The organism is Bradyrhizobium agreste (assembly GCF_016031625.1).
GTDB classification, from domain to species: domain Bacteria; phylum Pseudomonadota; class Alphaproteobacteria; order Rhizobiales; family Xanthobacteraceae; genus Bradyrhizobium; species Bradyrhizobium agreste.
In genome coordinates, this window is sequence record NZ_JACCHP010000003.1 from 381,091 (window position 1) to 398,340 (window position 17,250).

Below are 17,250 nucleotides of genomic sequence, written 5' to 3' on the forward strand. Positions count from 1 at the left end.
CGGGACAAGCCCGGGCATGACGAGCACCTGGGAATGTGGGTGGTTACCGCCGCGCGAGGGTGCAACCGTTCGACAGCTGGCGGGTCGAGCCGTCGTGCGACTGCGACGGGAATTCCTCGAACGGCGAGTTCTGCTTGCCGGTGTTGAACTCGAATATCTTGCGGAACAGGCCCGGCGCCATCGCCGAGATCGGATTGACGCGCATCACGGGCGCGGCCGGCGTGCCGACGACCTCGTAGGTCACGCCGATCAGCCCCTCGTTGTTGCCGCCGCCGAGGAAGATGCCGAACAGCGGGATCTGGCCGAAGATGTTGTTGACCCCGTACATCGGCACGAAGGTGCCGCTCATGCAGACCTGGTTGCCGGGATAGTCGATCGAGCCCTCGATAGTGGCGCCGATCATCGGCCCCTTGACCACGCCATCGCGGATCGTGAGCGCGCCGTTCTGCCGGGTGAACTCGGCGCGCAGCGCGCTGAAGGAGACGCCGTTTCCGGTCCCGTTGGGCGCGCCGGCAGCCACGCGCTCCAGCTGCGCCTCGCCCTTCACCGTGAAGTCGCGCACGTTGATGAGGCCTTCACGCGCCGTGTTCGGCTCGGAGGTCGGCGGCTCCATCGCAACCACCATCTGGCCGCCGACCGCCTTGGTGTAGGTGTCGGTGAAGCGCAGCAGCGCGCCGGCATCGTTGGTCTGGAGATAAATCACCTCGCGGTTGCCTTGCGCGCGGCCGCCACGCAGATCGGCAGCGACAGGCGTGTCGCGGCCGACCTTGCCGCTCAACGTGAACGCCTTGATGGCACCATTGCGCTTCGACATCTTGGCATCGAGGCTACGCATGGCCTCGCCGTTGAAGCCGGCGACGGCACCGAGCTTCACGTCGATGTCGAAATCGACGTTCTTCAACTTGTTCTTGTCGTCCTTGGAATTGCCTGAGATCGCCGACTTCAGGAAGCCGCGGCCGTCGAACACGTCGCCGCGCATCGTGCCGCGCACCACGCCGTCCTGGCTGCGCTCCACTCTGAGCGAGGCCTTGTCGCCGTCGGACGGCGAATAGGTCGGGAAGTTCGCATTCACGAGATCGCCGTTCGCGTCGAGCTCGAGCGAGCCCTTGATCGAGGCGCCGCCACCTTCGATGACGATGTCCTCGAAACGCGTCGATTGCGCCGTCGGCACCACCTTGAAGCTGGCCTTGCCGGACTTGCCCGGCAGCTTGACCCAGCCGGGCAGGATGTTGTCGAGCTTGAGCGAGGTCAGGTCGGCCTCGACGCCGAGCTTCGTCGCCTGATCCGCGCTGCTCGCGATCTTGCCCGACAGCTTGATCGGCAACGATCCGCTGACGGCGGGGCTGAGATCGAAGCCGAGCCGCGAGCGGCTGGCATCGTCCAGCGTCGCCTGCAACCTGACGTCCGCGTCGCCCTCGGCCGGCTTGCGATAATCGAGCGAGGCCGCCTGGCCGTTGATCTTGACCTCGCCCTTGACCTGATAACCCTGGTTGTTGGCGACGATCTTGAGGTTGTTGGCTTCCAGTTTCTGGTTCATCACCAGCTTGTCGGCGGCAAAACCGTTGAGATCGGCGGTGACGGCGTAGGTCGTGTCGGCCTTGGTCAGCTCGCCCTTGACCGGCATGCCGAGCTGGATGTTCGCCGCGAACGTTCCCTTGCTGGTGTTGGGATCGACGACGGTCGCCGACAGGTCGCTCAGCCGATCATTGGCGAGCATTTCAGCGGCCGCAGGCACCGGGCCCTCGACACGGAATCTGCTCCGCGACGGTGACGGCTTGGGCGCCATGTCGGGCACCTCGAACACGAAGTCGGAGATCGTGACCTTGCGGCCGGCAGGCGTATCGGCAATCCCCTGCCCGATGTTGACGGTCGCGGTCCGTCCGGTCACGCGCGCCTTCAGGTCGGCATCGCGCACCACTGGCATGCCGTCCACGGGCCGCACCGCAACGCCGCTCGCCACGATATTGACCGACAGGCCGTCGTCCGGAATGGGCGGGCCCTTGCGCGGCAGGTTCCTGGTCGGCGAGTTGACGCCGATCTCGATGCGCTGGAGCGTGCCGCGCTCGATCCGTTCGATCACCCATTCACGCAATTCGGGGACGATCAGCGTCGGCCACATTCGCTTCAAGGCGGAGGCCGACATCGGCGTGCCCGCAAAGCCGAGGGTGAGCCGCGGCTCGCCGGAATAGTCGAGGGCACCGGTGCCGGCAACGCCGATCTCGCCGTTGGAGACGTCGGCCTGCGTCAGCAGGATGCGCTTGTGGTCGGTGTCGAAGCGGAAGCCGATCGCAATGCGGTTGAAGACGAGCGGCGGCTCGTTGTCGATGCCGCCGAGCAGGATCGACCCGCCGCTGAAGCCGAGCTGCCAGTCGTTGATCTTGCCGTTGGGCGGCTCGAGATGCGCCAGAAGCGTCAGGCGGTTGGCGCCGGAGAGGATCTTGAACGGCGCGACCAGCACCCGCCGGTTCGCATCCCACTCGACATTGATCTCGGCCGAGTCGATGGCCATGGGGTAATCGGGCGTGTCGGTGTCAATGATGTTGCCGGTGCCCATAGTGATCTTGCCGCGGAAGAAGGTCGGCACGCCGTCGCGGCCGAGCTCGCCCTTGAGCTCGCCCGTCAGCGGCAGGTCGGCGGTGTAGGTGAGGTCCTTCACCCGCAGCGCCAGCAGGATGTTGGAGGTCGAGACCTTGTCTGCCTTGATGTCGACCGAGCGCACGCCGTTCTCGGCCGGGCCGATCGTGGCGCGCAGCATCCACGGGCGCGCGCCCTCCTCGCCGAGGCTGAGCGCGACGCCGCCGCGGCTCGGACGGCGCAGGCTGAGCGTGATGTTCTCGAACGACCATTTGCTGCCGCGCTGCTGATCGTCGACGATCAGGACGCCGTTCTTCAGACCGATCTCGTTGAGGTTCTGACCGTCGAGGCCGGTCATGCTCAGGCTGTCGAGCCAGTCGAGGCCTTGCAGGATGCCGCTCTGCGCAGTCGCCTGCGGTGCGGCCTGCGATGCGTCCGGGCTCGCAGGCGCGGTCGCGAATGGCGGCGGGGGGACACCGCTGCGCGGGAATGTCGGCGGCAGGCCCGCGTCCTTCTTGGACGCGACACCGGTCGCCAGCGGCTTTGCGGTGTCGCCGGCGGACACGGTGACGGTGCCGTCAGGCGCAATGCGGATGGCGAGCTCGGCATCGACGAGGTTGAGGCTCTCGGCCCGCAGGTGCCCCATCAGGAGGGCCGCGCCCGACAGCTTCACTTCGGCCTTCGGCGCGCTGGCGACCACGGCATGATCGCGGTCGCGAACGATGATGTCTCGGATGCGAACGGCGATACGGACCCGCCCAGCCCGCTCGATCTGAGTGCCGCCGACCTCAACCGTGTTGCCGTGGCCGATATTGTCCTCGATCGCGGCTGCGAGCCACGGCGTCGCGATGTCCAGATTGATCGGACCGGCGCCGAGCCGCCACCACAGCGCACCGAAACAGCCGACGAAAATGACGATGACGGTGGCGACGGCCACGGCCATGCGCTTCAGCCAGCGACCCCCACCGGCCCAGCGGCGCAGCGCGCCGAATCCGCCACCGAAGCGAAGGAAGCCCGAACCGGAATGCGCCAGCAACCGGCGCGCGCGATGGCGCGCCGCCGCTTCCTGATCCGGATCCCAGTCGGCGTCGTCCCATTCCTGCGGCTCAAATTGGCCGCCGCGCCGATCAAGATCCCGGTTGTAGTCCTGGGGCGACGTATTCCTTGCCATTGCCTCTCGATACAGGCGCCCGTCAGAGGATTGAGCGCCGCCGGGACCGCAGCCGTTCGCGGGAAGTGCAACTCCCTGCGCCGGCACTGCCGCCATACCTCGAATATTCCTGCTGTTCGTCATTTCGCCCCGGGAGCGCGTTCAACGAGCAGTGGGGTGGTGCGTGGAATTCCTTGTAACCATACTCCGGCGTGGTCAGACTTGCCCACCCAAGGGCGCGATTCCGGCTCGCCGGACAAGAGCTGCAATACCGCTTCGGTTGACCTGCCGAAAGCGTCGAAAGGAAGGCGTATGTCCAAGAAATCCCGAAAGAAATCGTCCAAAACGCCCTCCGGCAGTCCGACCGCGAAAAAGAAGTCCGCAAAAACGCGGGCATCGACTCAGACAAGGTCCGCGAAAACGCAGCGGACACCGGCACGCAAATCAGCCGTGACCATAGCAAAAGCAGGATCACATAAGGCCGCATCGAAACAGTTAAAATCCTCCAAATCGGCCTCCTCTCCGGCTGCGGCGAAGTCCGGCCTGGCCGAGGGCGAAAAGGCGCCCGCCTTCCGCCTGCCGCGCGACGGCGGCGACGTGGTCACGCTGGCGGACTTTGCCGGCCGAAAGCTGGTCCTGTTCTTCTACCCCCGCGCCGACACTCCCGGCTGCACGCGGGAGGCGATCGACTTCACGCGCCTGGCCGACGCCTTCGCTGCCGCCGGCACCGCGGTCCTTGGCATCTCCGCCGATCCGGTCAAGACCCAGGAGAAATTCCGCGACAAGCACAAGCTCGGAATTCCCCTCGTCTCGGACGAGACTCACGAGATGCTGGAGGCCTATGGCGCTTGGGGCGAAAAGTCCATGTACGGCAAGAGCTTCCTTGGAATTATTCGCACCACAGTTTTGGTCGGGGCGGACGGTAAGGTGGCGCGGATCTGGCGCAATGTCCGGGTCGACGGCCATGCCGACGAGGTGCTGGAGGCGGCAAGGAGCCTTTAACCAATCCTTTCAATTCGCGCGTTCCCATTTGCGGAAAATTAACCATGAGCAGCCCAGATTGCTGCGGCAATTGAGCCGCAAGGAACCCATCCGACCGGCGCGGGAGTGCCGATGTCGAAAAGTTCTGCCCAATATTCGCAGTACCCCCAACATCATCCTCACGACCACGGACGGGCCTTCCAGCGCCGTCCAGCTGCCCCGGCGGCGGTGACCGCGATTCCCCTGCCCGCCACCGACGATGCCTACACCATCGTTCATGCCGGCAAGCAGGTCCGCTTCGGGCCCGTGGTGTTCTGGATCGTGGTCGGCACCGTGGTGCTGCTCGGGCTGTGGTCGGCCGCCACAGCCACCTATTTCGCGTTCCGTGACGACGTCCTGACCCGGCTGATCGCCCGCCAGGCCGAGATGCAATACGCCTATGAGGACCGCATCGCCGAGCTGCGCGCCAAGGTCGACCGCGCCACCAGCCGCCAGCTGCTCGACCAGGAACAGTTCGACCAGAAGCTCGACCAGATCATGAAGCGCCAGACGGCGCTGGAGTCCCGGGCAACGGCGCTCGGCGCCATGCCCGACGTGACCGGCTCGATCCCCCGCTCTGCCCCGCAGCGCGGCGATTCAAGCCAGACCACGCCAAAACCGTCGCCGATCAGCGACACCGTGATCTTCGTGGCGCCGCCGGATCGCGAAGCGCGGCTCGAGTCGCGCGCGCCGAGCGTCGTGGCAGCGCCGACCAGCCAGTTCGCCAAGAACCAGGGTTTCGACAACGTGCTGGTCCGGCTCACGACCTCGCTTGACCAGGTCGAGCGGCGCCAGATGGCGACGCTCAGCGCCGTCGAGGAAAGCATGGATTCGCGCATGCGCCGGATGCGCAGCGTGGTCAGCGATCTCGGCCTGAACCTTTCCCATCTCGAAGCCGCCGTGCCGCGCAGTGCGATGGGCGGACCGTTCGTCCCCGTCAAGCTGACGGCGAATGCCGGACCATTCGAGAAGCAGCTCCATCGCATCCACACCACGCGTGCCGAGATGGACCGTCTCAACCGCACGCTGGCGCTGGTGCCCTACCGCAAGCCCGTTATCGGCGAGGTCGAGTTCACCTCGGGCTTCGGTGTGCGCAGCGATCCTTTCCTGGGCCGGCCCGCGATGCACACCGGCCTCGATTTCCGCGCCGCCAGCGGTGACCCCGTCCGCGTCACCGCCTACGGCAAGGTGGTTTCCGCCGGCTGGTCCGGCGGCTATGGCCGCATGGTCGAGGTCGACCACGGCAACGGGCTTTCGACCCGCTACGGCCATCTCTCCGAGGTCAACGTCAAGGTCGGCGAGGTCGTGAAGATCGGCCAGGTCATTGGCCTCGTCGGCTCGACCGGCCGCTCCACCGGTCCGCATCTGCACTATGAGACTCGCATCGAAGGTGAAGCGGTGGATCCGCAGAAATTCTTGCGCGCCGGCGTGCGGCTCAGCGCGGGCTGAGGCCGCGGCGCAGCAGGCAAAGCGCACGCCCGTCGATCACGAGCAGCGCGCTGCCGATGACGATTGCGCCCGCGATCTCGCGGCTCGAGATCGGCTCACCCAGCACCAGCCAGCCCAACAGGATGGCGGTGACGGGAATGAGCAGCGTCACCAGCATCACATTGCCCGCACCCGAGCGCCGCACGATCTGAAAGAAGACGATGTAGGCGAGCGCCGTCGAAAGCGCGGAGAGGCCGAGCACAGCGAGCCAGGTCGTGGGGCTCGGGATCGGGAGCTGCCATGGCTGCTCCACCAGGCCAGCGACGACAGCCATCATCACGGTGGATGCCATTAATTGAAACGTTGCAGTCCCAAGCGGCAGAGAGTCCTTCAGCAATCGCCGCGCCGCCAGCGCCGCAAAGCCGTAGCTCAGTGCGCCGCTGAGGCAGAGCACGATGCCGAACCCCTGCCCCGGCCTTGTCTCGAAGCCCCATCCGCGCAGAAGGATCACGCCGGCGAGGCCCATCGCAACCCCGGCCAGGCGGCGCATCTGCAAGGCTTCCTCGCCCGCTGCAATCATGACGACGACCGTGAACATCGGCGTGGTCGCGTTCAGGATCGAGGCCAGCCCACTCGGAATGAAAGTCTGGCCGATCACGATTAGCGAGAACGGGACGACGTTGTTGAGCAGCCCGATCGCGATGAACGGCCCCCAGTCCGCCCAGCTCTTGGGAAAGCCGATGCCATGTGCGCGCAGCAGCGGCAGCAGCATGGCCGCACCGAGCGCCACGCGCAAAAACACCAGTGTCAGCGGCGGCAATTCCCGCAAGGCCGCGCCGTTGAAGAAGAACGAGCCGCCCCAGAGGATCGAGAGCACGGCAAGCAGCGACCAGTCGCGCGCGTCGATCCGGTTGTCATTGGCGGGCATGGGGTCTTACCTCCGCCCCATCGCCTAGAAGGGTGCGATCAATGTCGCCACCCGATTTCTGAGGAGGTACCGGTCTGCAAAACCGATGCTTGGCGCGAAAGGGGTGACCCGAGGCGGTCACCAGTTGGTGCGGTGTCGCTAGGACGGCTTCTTCGGCCGCGACACCAGCTCGATCATCCTGCCTTCATCATCGTCGGGCATTGCCACCTTCGCCTGCGCGTAGGCCTCGACCGCGGCGCGTGCCACCAGCGGCTTGCCCGCGAGCAGGCTCTCGGCGAGCTTCACCGCATAGGCCGCATCCTTGTGCCGGAGCGCTGCCGTGAAGGTCGCGCCGGAAAAATCGCGGGCGACCATACGCTTGGAGTGGCGCGCTACCTGCGGGCTTGCGGCGACGCCCGCCTGGATCGAGTCCAGCACCAGGTTCATGTCGAGCCCGGCCTGCTCGGCAATCGCAAGGCCCTCGGCGAGGCCGGCGATCTGGATCGCGCCCATGAGATTGTTGATGAGCTTGTAGACCGTGCCGGAGCCGACCGCGCCGAAATGGCGGATGGTCGTGCCGATCGGCGTCAAATACGGCCGCGCGCGCTCGAGATCGGCCGCGTCGGCGCCGACCAGAAGCGTCAACGTCCCGGCTGCCGCCGCGTCCGGCAATCCCGTCACGGGGCAGTCGATGTAAATCAGCCCGCGCGCATTGAGCTCGCGCCCCATCTCGCGGGCGTGGTCATAAGAGACGGTGGAGCATTCGATTGCGATGGTCCCGGCCTTCGCTGTCTTCGCCGCTCCTTGCGGCCCCAGCCAAACCGCGCGCGAAGCTTCATCGTCGGCGACCATGGTCACGACCGCGTCGGCATCGATCGCGGCATCTTCCGGCGAGGTCGCCCAGATCGCGCCGCGCGCGATCAAGTCCTCGGCCTTTGCCTTGCTGCGATTCCAGACCGTCACCGTGAAGCCGGCATCGAGATAGCGGCCGGCCATGCCATGGCCCATCCGCCCAAGCCCGATGAAGGCGACGCGGGGCATGGCTAGTCCACGTCCTCGACGTCACCGGCGGTGGTGCCGAAGGCACGCTGCGCCAGCGTCGCGGCCATGAACTCGTCGAGATCGCCGCCGAGCACGCCCGCGGTATCAGAGGTCTGCACGCCCGTGCGCAAATCCTTCACCATCTGATAGGGCTGCAGCACGTAGGAGCGGATCTGGTGGCCCCAGCCGATATCGGTCTTGGCGGCCTGGTCGGCGGCGGCCTTCTCCTCGCGCTTCTTCAGCTCGATCTCGTACAGACGCGCGCGCAGCATGTCCCAGGCCTGCGCCCGGTTCTTGTGCTGCGAGCGGCCGGCTTGGCAGACCACCGCGACGCCGGTCGGGATATGCGTCAGGCGCACCGCGGATTCGGTCTTGTTGACGTGCTGGCCGCCGGCACCGCCCGATCGCATCGTGTCGACGCGGACGTCGGATTCCTTGATGTCGATCTTGATGCTGTCGTCGATGACGGGGAACACCTGTACGCTCGAGAACGAGGTGTGCCGCCGCGCGTTGGAATCGAACGGCGAGATGCGCACGAGGCGGTGCACGCCGGCTTCGGTCTTCAGCCAGCCATAGGCGTTGTGCCCGGAAACCTGGATGGTCGCCGACTTGATGCCGGCCTCTTCGCCTTCGGATTCTTCGAGGTACTCGACCTTGAAGCCGTGCGTTTCGGCCCAGCGCGTGTACATGCGCAGGAGCATCTGCGCCCAATCCTGGCTCTCGGTGCCGCCGGCACCGGCATGGACTTCGAGATAGGAATCGAAGCGGTCGGCTTCGCCGGACAGCAGCGCCTCGAGCTCGCGCCGCGCCACTTCCTTCTTGAGATTTTTCAGCGCGGCTTCGGCTTCGGCAACGACACCGTCATCGCCCTCGGCCTCGCCGAGCTCGATCATGCCGATGTCGTCTTCGAGCTCCTGCTCGACCTTGCCGATGCCCGAGAGCGCATCCTCCAGCGAGGTGCGCTCCTGCATCAGCTTCTGGGCTTTCTGGGGGTCGTTCCAGAGGTTGGGATCTTCTGCGAGCTTGTTCAGCTCGGCGAGGCGCGCCGTCGATTTCTCGACGTCAAAGATGCCTCCTCAGCAGCCCGACCGACTGCTTGATCTCTTCTACCAACCGTTCGATTTCGGCGCGCATGTCGTTCTCTGGTCTCGCGGAATTGAATCGCGTTTCGGGGCATGTAGCGGCGGCAGCGCGAAAGCGCAACCGCCCCCTCGTGCGGATCAGGTGTTATCCGCTACCACAATCCGCCGGTGCCCGGCCGCATGAGGAAACCGGAATCCGGCTGTTGCTGGTAGGTCGGCATGCCGCCGCGCCCGTCGGCGTCGGCCACGCCGATGACGGAGTAATTATCCGGCGGCGCCGTGCCCGGCTTGAAGGCTTCGAGGATGGTTCCGCCGGTCTCGCCGGGGCCTGCACGCATGCCGGTCTTGGCGACGACGCGGACGAGCTTGATGCCGGCCGGCACCTTGAACGGAACGGCGGGCTTGTCGGCGAGCGCGAGCTTGAGGAAATCGCGCGCGATCGGAGCGGCCAGATGGCCACCGGTTGCGGCGTTGCCTTTGCCGAGCGGACGCGGCTTGTCGTAACCCATGTAGATGGCGACGGCGACGTCGGGCGAGAAGCCGACGAACCAGGCGTCCTTGGCCTCGTTGGTGGTGCCGGTCTTGCCGGCGACGGGCTTGCCGACCTCCTTGACCACGGTCGCGGTGCCGGCCTGGACCACGCCTTCCATCAGCTCGGTGATCTGATAGGCGGTCATGGAATCCAGCACCTGCTCGCGCCGGTCGATCAGCTGCGGCTCGGGCTGGTTCTTCCAGCCCCCCGGCGCATCGCAGCCGCGGCATTCGCGCTGGTCGTGCTTGAAGATGGTGCGGCCGTAACGGTCCTGGATGCGGTCGATCAGCGTCGGCTTCACGCGGCGGCCGCCATTGGCGAGCATCGAGTACGCCGTGACCATGCGCATCGCTGTCGTCTCGCCGGCGCCGAGCGCGTAGGAGAGATAGTTCGGCAGCTCGTCATAGACGCCAAAGCGGCGGGCATATTCGCCGATCAAGGGCATGCCGATGTCCTGCGCGAGGCGCACCGTCACCGTATTGAGCGACTGCCGCAGCGCATTGCGCAGCGTCACCGGTCCCTGGAATTTGCCGGAGGAGAAGTTTTCCGGGCGCCACACGCCGGCCCCCTGGCCCTGATCGATCTCGATGGGCGCGTCGAGCACGACGGTCGAGGGCGTATAGCCGTTGTCGAGCGCGGCCGAATAGACGATCGGCTTGAACGATGAACCCGGCTGCCGGTAGGCCTGCGTCGCGCGATTGAACTGGCTCTGGTCGAACGAGAAGCCGCCGACCATCGCGAGCACGCGGCCGGTCCAGGGGTCCATTACCACCATCGCGCCGGAGACTTCCGGAATCTGGCGAAGCCGGTACTGGCCCTCGACCGGGTGCCCGTCCTTGTAGAGCGGATCGGCATAGATCACGTCGCCGGGCTGGAGCACCTGCGACACCGCGGTCGGCGTCTTGCCCTTGGCGTTGCCTTGAGCGGCCCGCGCCCAGCGCACGCCGTCGACCGTGACGATGCCGGTCTCGCGCTGCTTGCTGACGGCCCCGCCAAGCTCGCGGCCCGGCTGGAAGCCGATGCGCGCCGACTGGTCGCTGGTCTCGAGCACCACCGCCATGCGCCACGGTGAGATGTCGGACAGCGACTTGATCTCGGCGAGCTTCACGCCCCAGTCGCCCGAAATGTCGAGCTTGCTGATGGCGCCGCGATAACCCTGCTGCTCGTCGTAGTTCACCAGACCTGTGACCATGGCCTTGCGTGCCATGACCTGGATCTTCGGATCAAGCGTGGTGCGAACCGACAGGCCGCCCTCGTAGAGCTTCTTCTCGCCGTAGCGCTCGAAAATATCGCGGCGGACTTCCTCGGCGAAATATTCGCCGGCAAAGGTGTGGGCGCCGTTGGAACGGCTGGTGACGGCGAGCGGCTCCTTGCGCGCCTTGTCGGCGTCGGCCTGCTTGATCCAACCGTTCTCGACGAGACGGTCGATCACGTAATTACGGCGCTCGACGGCGCGGTCGCGGTTGCGGACCGGATGCAGCGTCGCCGGCATCTTCGGCAGCGCCGCCAGATAGGACGCTTCCGCAACCGTCAGCTCGTTCACCGACTTGTCGAAATAGACCAGCGAGGCCGCCGCGATGCCGTAGGCGCCGAGGCCGAGATAGATCTCGTTGAGATACAGCTCGAGAATCTTGTCCTTCGAATAGGTCTTCTCGATGCGCATCGCCAGCAAGGCTTCCTTGATCTTGCGGGCAAAGGAGACCTCGTTGGTGAGCAGGAAGTTCTTGGCGACCTGCTGGGTGATCGTGGACGCACCCTGCGGACGGCGGTTGGAGCCGTAGTTCTGCAGATAAAGCAGGCCTGCGCGCGCCATGCCGGTGTAGTCGATGCCGCCGTGCTCGTAGAAATTCTTGTCCTCGGCCGCGAGGAACGCGTTGATCACGAGCTTCGGCACCGCCTGGATCGGCAGATACAGCCGCCGCTCCTTGGCGTATTCGCCGACCAGCGAACCGTCGACCGCGTGCACACGCGTCATCACCGGCGGCTCGTAATCCTGAAGCTGAGAGTAGTCCGGCAAGTCCTTGGAGAAATGCCAGATCAGGCCTGCCACGGCCCCGACACCGACAAGGAACACCACTGTTCCCGCGGCGAACAGGAAGCCCATGAACCGCACTAGCAAGCGCATTATCTGTTTATCCGTTCAAACTCTGGATCAGCCCAGTATCAGCCCCATGGGACCTAAAAACTGGCACCCCAAACTGGCGCCAACCTCACGTCGCGAATTCACCGGCTTACGCAATCACATCGAGGCCGGACTTAAGACGCTTGCCGAACGGGATTCTCGCCGATTCCGGAACCCCCTACCGGTTTCTATAAAGCGTCCGCTGTGGCCAAACTAGGGCCTTCGGGTCTGCAAGAACAAACAAGAACAAACCGGTTCAGTTCGACGTCCCGGCGGTGGCCATCCGTTTGGTCAAAAATCCGTCGATCGCCTGCGCCATCGAGCCCACGGCGCGGGACCGCCAGCCCTCTGAGACCAGGTGCTCGAGATCCCCCTTGTTGGAGACGTAGCCGATCTCGACCAGCACCGATGGCACGTCGGGCGCCTTCAGGACGCGGAAGCCGGCAGATTTCAGGGGATGCTTGTGCATCCGCACCGTCTGCTTCATTTCGCTCATCAAAAGGCGGGCGAAACGGTTTGAAAAGGTGCGGGTTTCGCGCTGCGTGAGGTCGATCAGGATGTCGGCGACGTCGGTCGGCTCCTCCGCGAGGTTGAAGCCGGCGATCGCATCGGCCCGGTTCTCGGCATCCGCCAGCCGCTGGGCCTCGGCGTCGGAGGCCTTGTCGGAGAGCGTATAGATGGTCGCGCCTTGCGCATCGCCCTCGGCCCGCGGCAGCGCATCAGCGTGGATCGAGACGAACAAGGCCGCCTTCAGATTGCGGGCGATCCTGGTGCGGTCATTGAGGGGAATGAAGGTGTCGTCGTCCCGCGTCATGACCACGCGGTACTTGCCGGCCTTCTCCAGCTTGTCGCGGAGCGCCAGGCCGAACGCCAGCACCAGGTTCTTTTCGCTCTCGCCGCTCGACTGCGTCCCGTTGTCGATGCCGCCATGGCCGGGATCGATCACCACCACCGGGCGACCATCAGCCTTCTGCTGCCCGGCATCCGGGGCTGGCGCGCTGGGAACCGTGGCAGGCGGCGCTTCTGCGATCGCGGGCCGCAGCTCGGGACGGTTCTCGGGGGCAAGCGAGGACACGAAGGCGGTGCGGTCGACCTCCTCCAGTTCGAGCACGAGCCGCGCCGGCTGGCCGTTGGCCGCCTCCAGCACATAGGAATTGGCGATCTTCGCCGGCCCGGTCAGGTCGAACACGATTCGCGAGCCGCCCGGCATGACGAGCCCGTAGCGGAACGCCTTGACCAGCCCCCGCCCCCCAGTTCCAGTCCCGGCGGGCAGCTGAAAATTCACCTGCGGCACGTCCACCACCACACGATAGGGGTCGGCCAGCGTGACGGCGCGGAAGGTGACGGTCTGGTCGAGGTCGAGGATGAAGCGGGTCTGCTTGCCGTCGCCGGCCAGCCGCGCGGCCGAGGCGACCGGAAAATTCGCCGCGACGGCAGCAGGTTGCGGCCGGCTTTCCGCAGCGATCAGGCGCGAGGAATCAGCACACGGCAATGCCGCGATGCACAGCAACACGCCCCCCAGCAAAATCCGTCGATTTGTGCGGCTCGCCACCGATTCCGTGCCTCCGAGCAGCTCTCTTAACGCAATAGAACCACAGGGTTAATCGATCCTAAATGACAGAAGCGCGAAACTCGCCGACTGTGACCGCCGTGCGACGCTCCCTTGCACGAATGGCTCATTCCTCGTATGTACGGAATGCTGACGGCCGATATTTCCGGTTGTGTCGCATTCAGCCTCCCGGTGCAGCGCCGGAACTCTCAACGTTTGAGAATTCCAGCGTTTTCCGTTTCCCTCTAAGACCAGCGCGGTGCGCGGCAGCGAGGTGAAGCGGGTCAAGCCCCGACGGCGGACGGTCTCGGGTTACCACTCATGTTGCCGGGACGGTTCTGACAGCGGCGTAACCAATTACCCGCGCCCTTGATCCCAAGGGGGCGGTTCGTGATCCCAAGGCGAGCGCGCTCGCGCCGTGCCTGGCCAGCAGCAACTGATTGAAGGGCGGCCTCGCCGCCCAGTGTTTCATACGGGCCGACGCTTGATGCGCCAGACTATGCCGACGAAATCTGAAGGAGCATTCGCGACGCTGCGGAGTGACAATCCCGCGCGTCGCAATGGTCCTGAAGCTTCCGGTTCGGCAAGGCGCGAGAGACGGCGCTTCGGCCTTCCTCTCACCCCCGAATCAGGTGGACCGTCGCGTCACCCGGCGGCGCGGTACGCGCCCACGGCTTATCGCGTCCGCCGCCGCCAAGAGTTAAGACATGCCCAACAAGATGTTGATCGATGCCACCCACCCGGAAGAGACCCGGGTCGTCGTGGTCCGCGGCAATCGCGTCGAAGAGTTTGATTTCGAGACCGCGCAACGCAAGCAGCTGCGCGGGAATATCTACCTCGCCAAGGTCACAAGGGTCGAACCCTCGCTCCAGGCCGCCTTCGTCGAATATGGCGGCAATCGCCACGGCTTCCTCGCCTTCAGCGAAATCCATCCCGACTACTACCAGATCCCGGTCGCCGACCGGCAGGCGCTGATCGAGGCCGAGGAACAGGCCCATCGCGAGGCCGAGGAAGAGAGCGAGAATCGCTCGCACGGGCGTCGCCGCTCGCGCCACCGCAACGCCCGCCGACGCGGTCATGGCGAGCGCGTGCGCAGCGACATCGTCGAGGGCCTTGAGGCCGGCGCCGATCCCGCCGCCCAGCCGGTCGAAGGTGCCGCGCTGCCGGAGCATGCCGAGGGCACCCTGCACGAGGGCGAGCATCTGCATACCGATGCGGAGCATCACGGCGAGCACGAGGGCCACGATCACGATCATGGCGACCATGATCATGACGAACATCGTCATGCCCACGATGACGAGAACCATCACGCTCACGATGATGCCCACGGCCGCGCGGACGAGCGCGATCATCACGATCATGATCACGCCGACGAGACGCCCGCGCCCGTCGCGGCGGTCGGCGCCGAGCCCGCGGTCGAGACCGTTGCCGAGCCGCAGCCGGCGCCAACCTTCGAGACTCCCGCTCCCGAAGCTCAGCCCACGGAAGCGCAGGCGGAGCCTCTGGCCGAAGCCGTGGCATCGGCCGAGCCGGCCGATGCCGTCTACGCCGCCGGCGAAAGCACTGAAGCCCCGCATGCGGACGCCGTGGAGGCAGCCGACGAGGACGACGATGAGGACGAGGACGGCGAGGATGCCGAAGAGGAAGTCGTCGAATCCGTCGGCGGCGACGACGTGCTGGAGGAGGTGCCGGAGCGCACCTTCCGCCCGCGCCGTCAATACAAGATCCAGGAAGTCATCAAGCGCCGCCAGGTGATGCTGGTTCAGGTCGTCAAGGAAGAGCGCGGCAACAAGGGCGCGGCGCTGACGACCTACCTGTCGCTCGCCGGCCGCTACGCCGTCCTGATGCCGAACACCGCGCGCGGCGGCGGCATCAGCCGCAAGATCACCAGCGCGCAGGACCGCTCGCGCCTGAAGGAAGTGGTGCAGGACCTCGACGTGCCCGAGGGCATGGGCATCATCCTGCGCACCGCGGGCGCCGCCCGCACCAAGCCCGAGATCAAGCGCGACTTCGAATATCTGATCCGGATGTGGGAGACGGTGCGCGACCTCACGCTGAAATCGCAGGCCCCGACCCTCGTCTACGAGGAAGGTTCGCTGATCAAGCGCTCGCTGCGCGACCTCTACAACAAGGAGATCGACGAGATTCTGGTCGCCGGCGAAGCCGGATACCGCGAAGCGCGCGACTTCATGAAGATGCTGATGCCCGCCAATGTCGGCGCGGTGAAGCAATATCGCGACGGCCAGCCGCTGTTCTCGCGCATGGGCGTCGAGAGCCAGCTCGATGCGATGTTCTCGCCGACCGTCCAGCTGCGCTCCGGCGGCTACATCGTCATCAACCAGACCGAGGCGCTGGTCTCGATCGACGTCAACTCGGGACGATCGACGCGCGAGCACCATATCGAGGACACCGCGCTCAAGACCAACATGGAAGCGGCCGAAGAGGTCGCCCGCCAGCTCCGCTTGCGCGACCTCGCCGGCCTGATCGTCATCGATTTCATCGACATGGACGAGAAGCGCAACAACCGGGCGGTGGAGCGCAAGCTGTCCGACTGCCTCAGGCAGGATCGCGCGCGCATCCAGGTCGGCCGCATCTCGCATTTCGGCCTGCTCGAGATGTCGCGCCAGCGCATCCGCGCCAGCGTGCTGGAATCTTCGACCGATCCGTGCCCGCATTGCGGCGGCACCGGCCACGTCCGCTCGGTGTCTTCGGTGGCGCTGCAGCTCTTGCGCGGCCTCGAAGAGATCCTGATGAAGGGCGCGACCCACAATCTCGTGGTCCGCACCCGCACCGACGTCGCGCTCTATGTGCTGAACCACAAGCGCGGCCATCTGCGCGATCTCGAGAACGGCTTCAAGGTCACGCTGTCGGTGATCGCCGACGCAAGCGTCAGCGGCCCGCAGGCCTATGTGATCGACCGCGGCGAGCAGGTGCATACGCTCGAAGCCGCCAAGGCGCTGCTCGCAGCCCAAGCCGCTGCGAGCCCGCCGCCGCTGGCCGAAGAGGCCTATGACGACGAGGACAGCTTCGACCTGGAGACCGAATCCGAGGTCGAAACCGAGGAGACCGAAGGCCTTGCCGACGAGCAGGCTGGCGGCGAGGCAGCCTCGGAGCAGGACGGCCAGCGCCGCAAGCGCCGTCGCCGCCGGCGCGGCCGCGGCGGCCAGCGCGAAGGTGAGCTGCGCGAGGATACGGTGCCGACCCTGCCCGAGCCGGCGATGATCGCCGGCGAAGCCGAGGATGAGACCCAGTCCGAGCAGGACGGTGAGGAAGGCGAGGAACAGGCGGCCCGTGGCGAGCAGCAAGGCGGCGGTGAGCGCCGACGCCGGCGCGGTCGCCGCGGCGGACGCCGCCGTCGCGGGGGCGGCGAGGAAGGTCTTGCCGGCTCCATCAGCGACGAGCTCGGCACCGGCCAGCCGCCGGAAGCTGCCGACGCAGTGGCCGATTTCGACGGCTTCGGCAGCCAGGCTTCGCCCTCGATCGCAGAGGCCGAGCCGACCGGCGAGCCGCAAGTTGCGCAGCCTGAGCCGCACGCGGAGATACAGACCGAGGCGCCGGCCCAGCCGGAGCCCGCTCCTGCGGCGACGACCGCAACGCCGGACGAAGAGCCTGCCGCCGACAAGGCCGCGCGGCGCCGCTCCACCGTGCGCGAAAAGGTGAGCTTCCTGCTGAACAGCCAGCCCGAGCCCGCAACGCCGGCGGCGCAGGCGACCGAGCCGGTTGCTGCGCCCGCGCCGGCACCTGAGCCCGCGCCGGAGGCGGCAAGCGAAACCCCGGCCGCCCCGCGCCGCGCCGGCTGGTGGTCACGCCGTTTCGGCGGCGGCGAGTAAAGGGACAAATGGAAT

At 66.2% G+C, this 17,250-nt stretch carries 9 protein-coding genes; 3 read left to right on the top strand and 6 right to left on the bottom strand.

What is annotated here, in order from left to right; genetic code table 11:
- Positions 1 to 43: 43 nt before the first annotated feature.
- Positions 44 to 3,841 (bottom strand): YhdP family protein, encoded by a 3,798-nt coding sequence (locus HZZ13_RS06650; RefSeq protein WP_197958824.1) that lies wholly within the window; start codon positions 3,839 to 3,841, stop codon positions 44 to 46.
- A 195-nt stretch (positions 3,842 to 4,036) separates the two neighbouring features.
- Here HZZ13_RS06650 and HZZ13_RS06655 point away from each other — a divergent pair, with 195 nt between their 5' ends.
- Positions 4,037 to 4,726, top strand: coding sequence for a peroxiredoxin (locus tag HZZ13_RS06655; protein ID WP_197958892.1), 690 nt, complete (start codon positions 4,037 to 4,039; stop codon positions 4,724 to 4,726).
- Positions 4,727 to 4,837: 111 nt separating this feature from the next.
- Complete coding sequence (locus HZZ13_RS06660; protein ID WP_197958825.1) at positions 4,838 to 6,193, top strand: M23 family metallopeptidase; 1,356 nt, start codon at positions 4,838 to 4,840, stop codon at positions 6,191 to 6,193.
- Here the strand turns inward: HZZ13_RS06660 and HZZ13_RS06665 are convergent.
- The 5 genes from HZZ13_RS06665 to HZZ13_RS06685 all read right to left on the bottom strand — a co-directional run bounded on the left by HZZ13_RS06665 (position 6,180) and on the right by HZZ13_RS06685 (position 13,408).
- Complete coding sequence (locus tag HZZ13_RS06665) at positions 6,180 to 7,100, bottom strand: DMT family transporter (protein WP_197958826.1); 921 nt, start codon at positions 7,098 to 7,100, stop codon at positions 6,180 to 6,182. The genes HZZ13_RS06660 and HZZ13_RS06665 overlap by 14 nt on opposite strands.
- Before the next feature lie 138 nt (positions 7,101 to 7,238).
- Entirely contained in the window at positions 7,239 to 8,120 is an 882-nt protein-coding gene (locus HZZ13_RS06670) for an NAD(P)-dependent oxidoreductase (protein WP_197958827.1), read from the bottom strand.
- Between the two features lie 2 nt (positions 8,121 to 8,122).
- A protein-coding gene (gene prfB / locus HZZ13_RS06675) for a peptide chain release factor 2 (protein WP_197958828.1) occupies positions 8,123 to 9,254 on the bottom strand; the annotation gives its coding sequence in 2 pieces (ribosomal slippage) (positions 8,123 to 9,184 and positions 9,186 to 9,254; 1,131 coding nt in all).
- A gap of 100 nt (positions 9,255 to 9,354) precedes the next feature.
- A complete protein-coding gene (locus tag HZZ13_RS06680; protein WP_197958829.1) occupies positions 9,355 to 11,859 on the bottom strand; it encodes a penicillin-binding protein 1A in 2,505 nt (834 codons plus the stop codon).
- Positions 11,860 to 12,112: 253 nt separating this feature from the next.
- Entirely contained in the window at positions 12,113 to 13,408 is a 1,296-nt protein-coding gene (locus HZZ13_RS06685; protein WP_197958830.1) for an N-acetylmuramoyl-L-alanine amidase, read from the bottom strand.
- 704 nt (positions 13,409 to 14,112) lie between these two features.
- Between HZZ13_RS06685 and HZZ13_RS06690 the strand changes: the two genes are divergently transcribed.
- Entirely contained in the window at positions 14,113 to 17,235 is a 3,123-nt protein-coding gene (locus tag HZZ13_RS06690; protein WP_197958831.1) for an Rne/Rng family ribonuclease, read from the top strand.
- Positions 17,236 to 17,250: the final 15 nt, after the last annotated feature.

Coding starts and splice junctions, on each gene's coding strand:
- HZZ13_RS06650 (WP_197958824.1), bottom strand. CDS start 3,841: ATGGCGGCAGTGCCGGCGCAGGGAGTTGCACTTCCCGCGAACGGCTGC.
- HZZ13_RS06655 (WP_197958892.1), top strand. CDS start 4,037: ATGTCCAAGAAATCCCGAAAGAAATCGTCCAAAACGCCCTCCGGCAGT.
- HZZ13_RS06660 (WP_197958825.1), top strand. CDS start 4,838: ATGTCGAAAAGTTCTGCCCAATATTCGCAGTACCCCCAACATCATCCT.
- HZZ13_RS06665 (WP_197958826.1), bottom strand. CDS start 7,100: ATGCCCGCCAATGACAACCGGATCGACGCGCGCGACTGGTCGCTGCTT.
- HZZ13_RS06670 (WP_197958827.1), bottom strand. CDS start 8,120: ATGCCCCGCGTCGCCTTCATCGGGCTTGGGCGGATGGGCCATGGCATG.
- HZZ13_RS06680 (WP_197958829.1), bottom strand. CDS start 11,859: ATGCGCTTGCTAGTGCGGTTCATGGGCTTCCTGTTCGCCGCGGGAACA.
- HZZ13_RS06690 (WP_197958831.1), top strand. CDS start 14,113: ATGCCCAACAAGATGTTGATCGATGCCACCCACCCGGAAGAGACCCGG.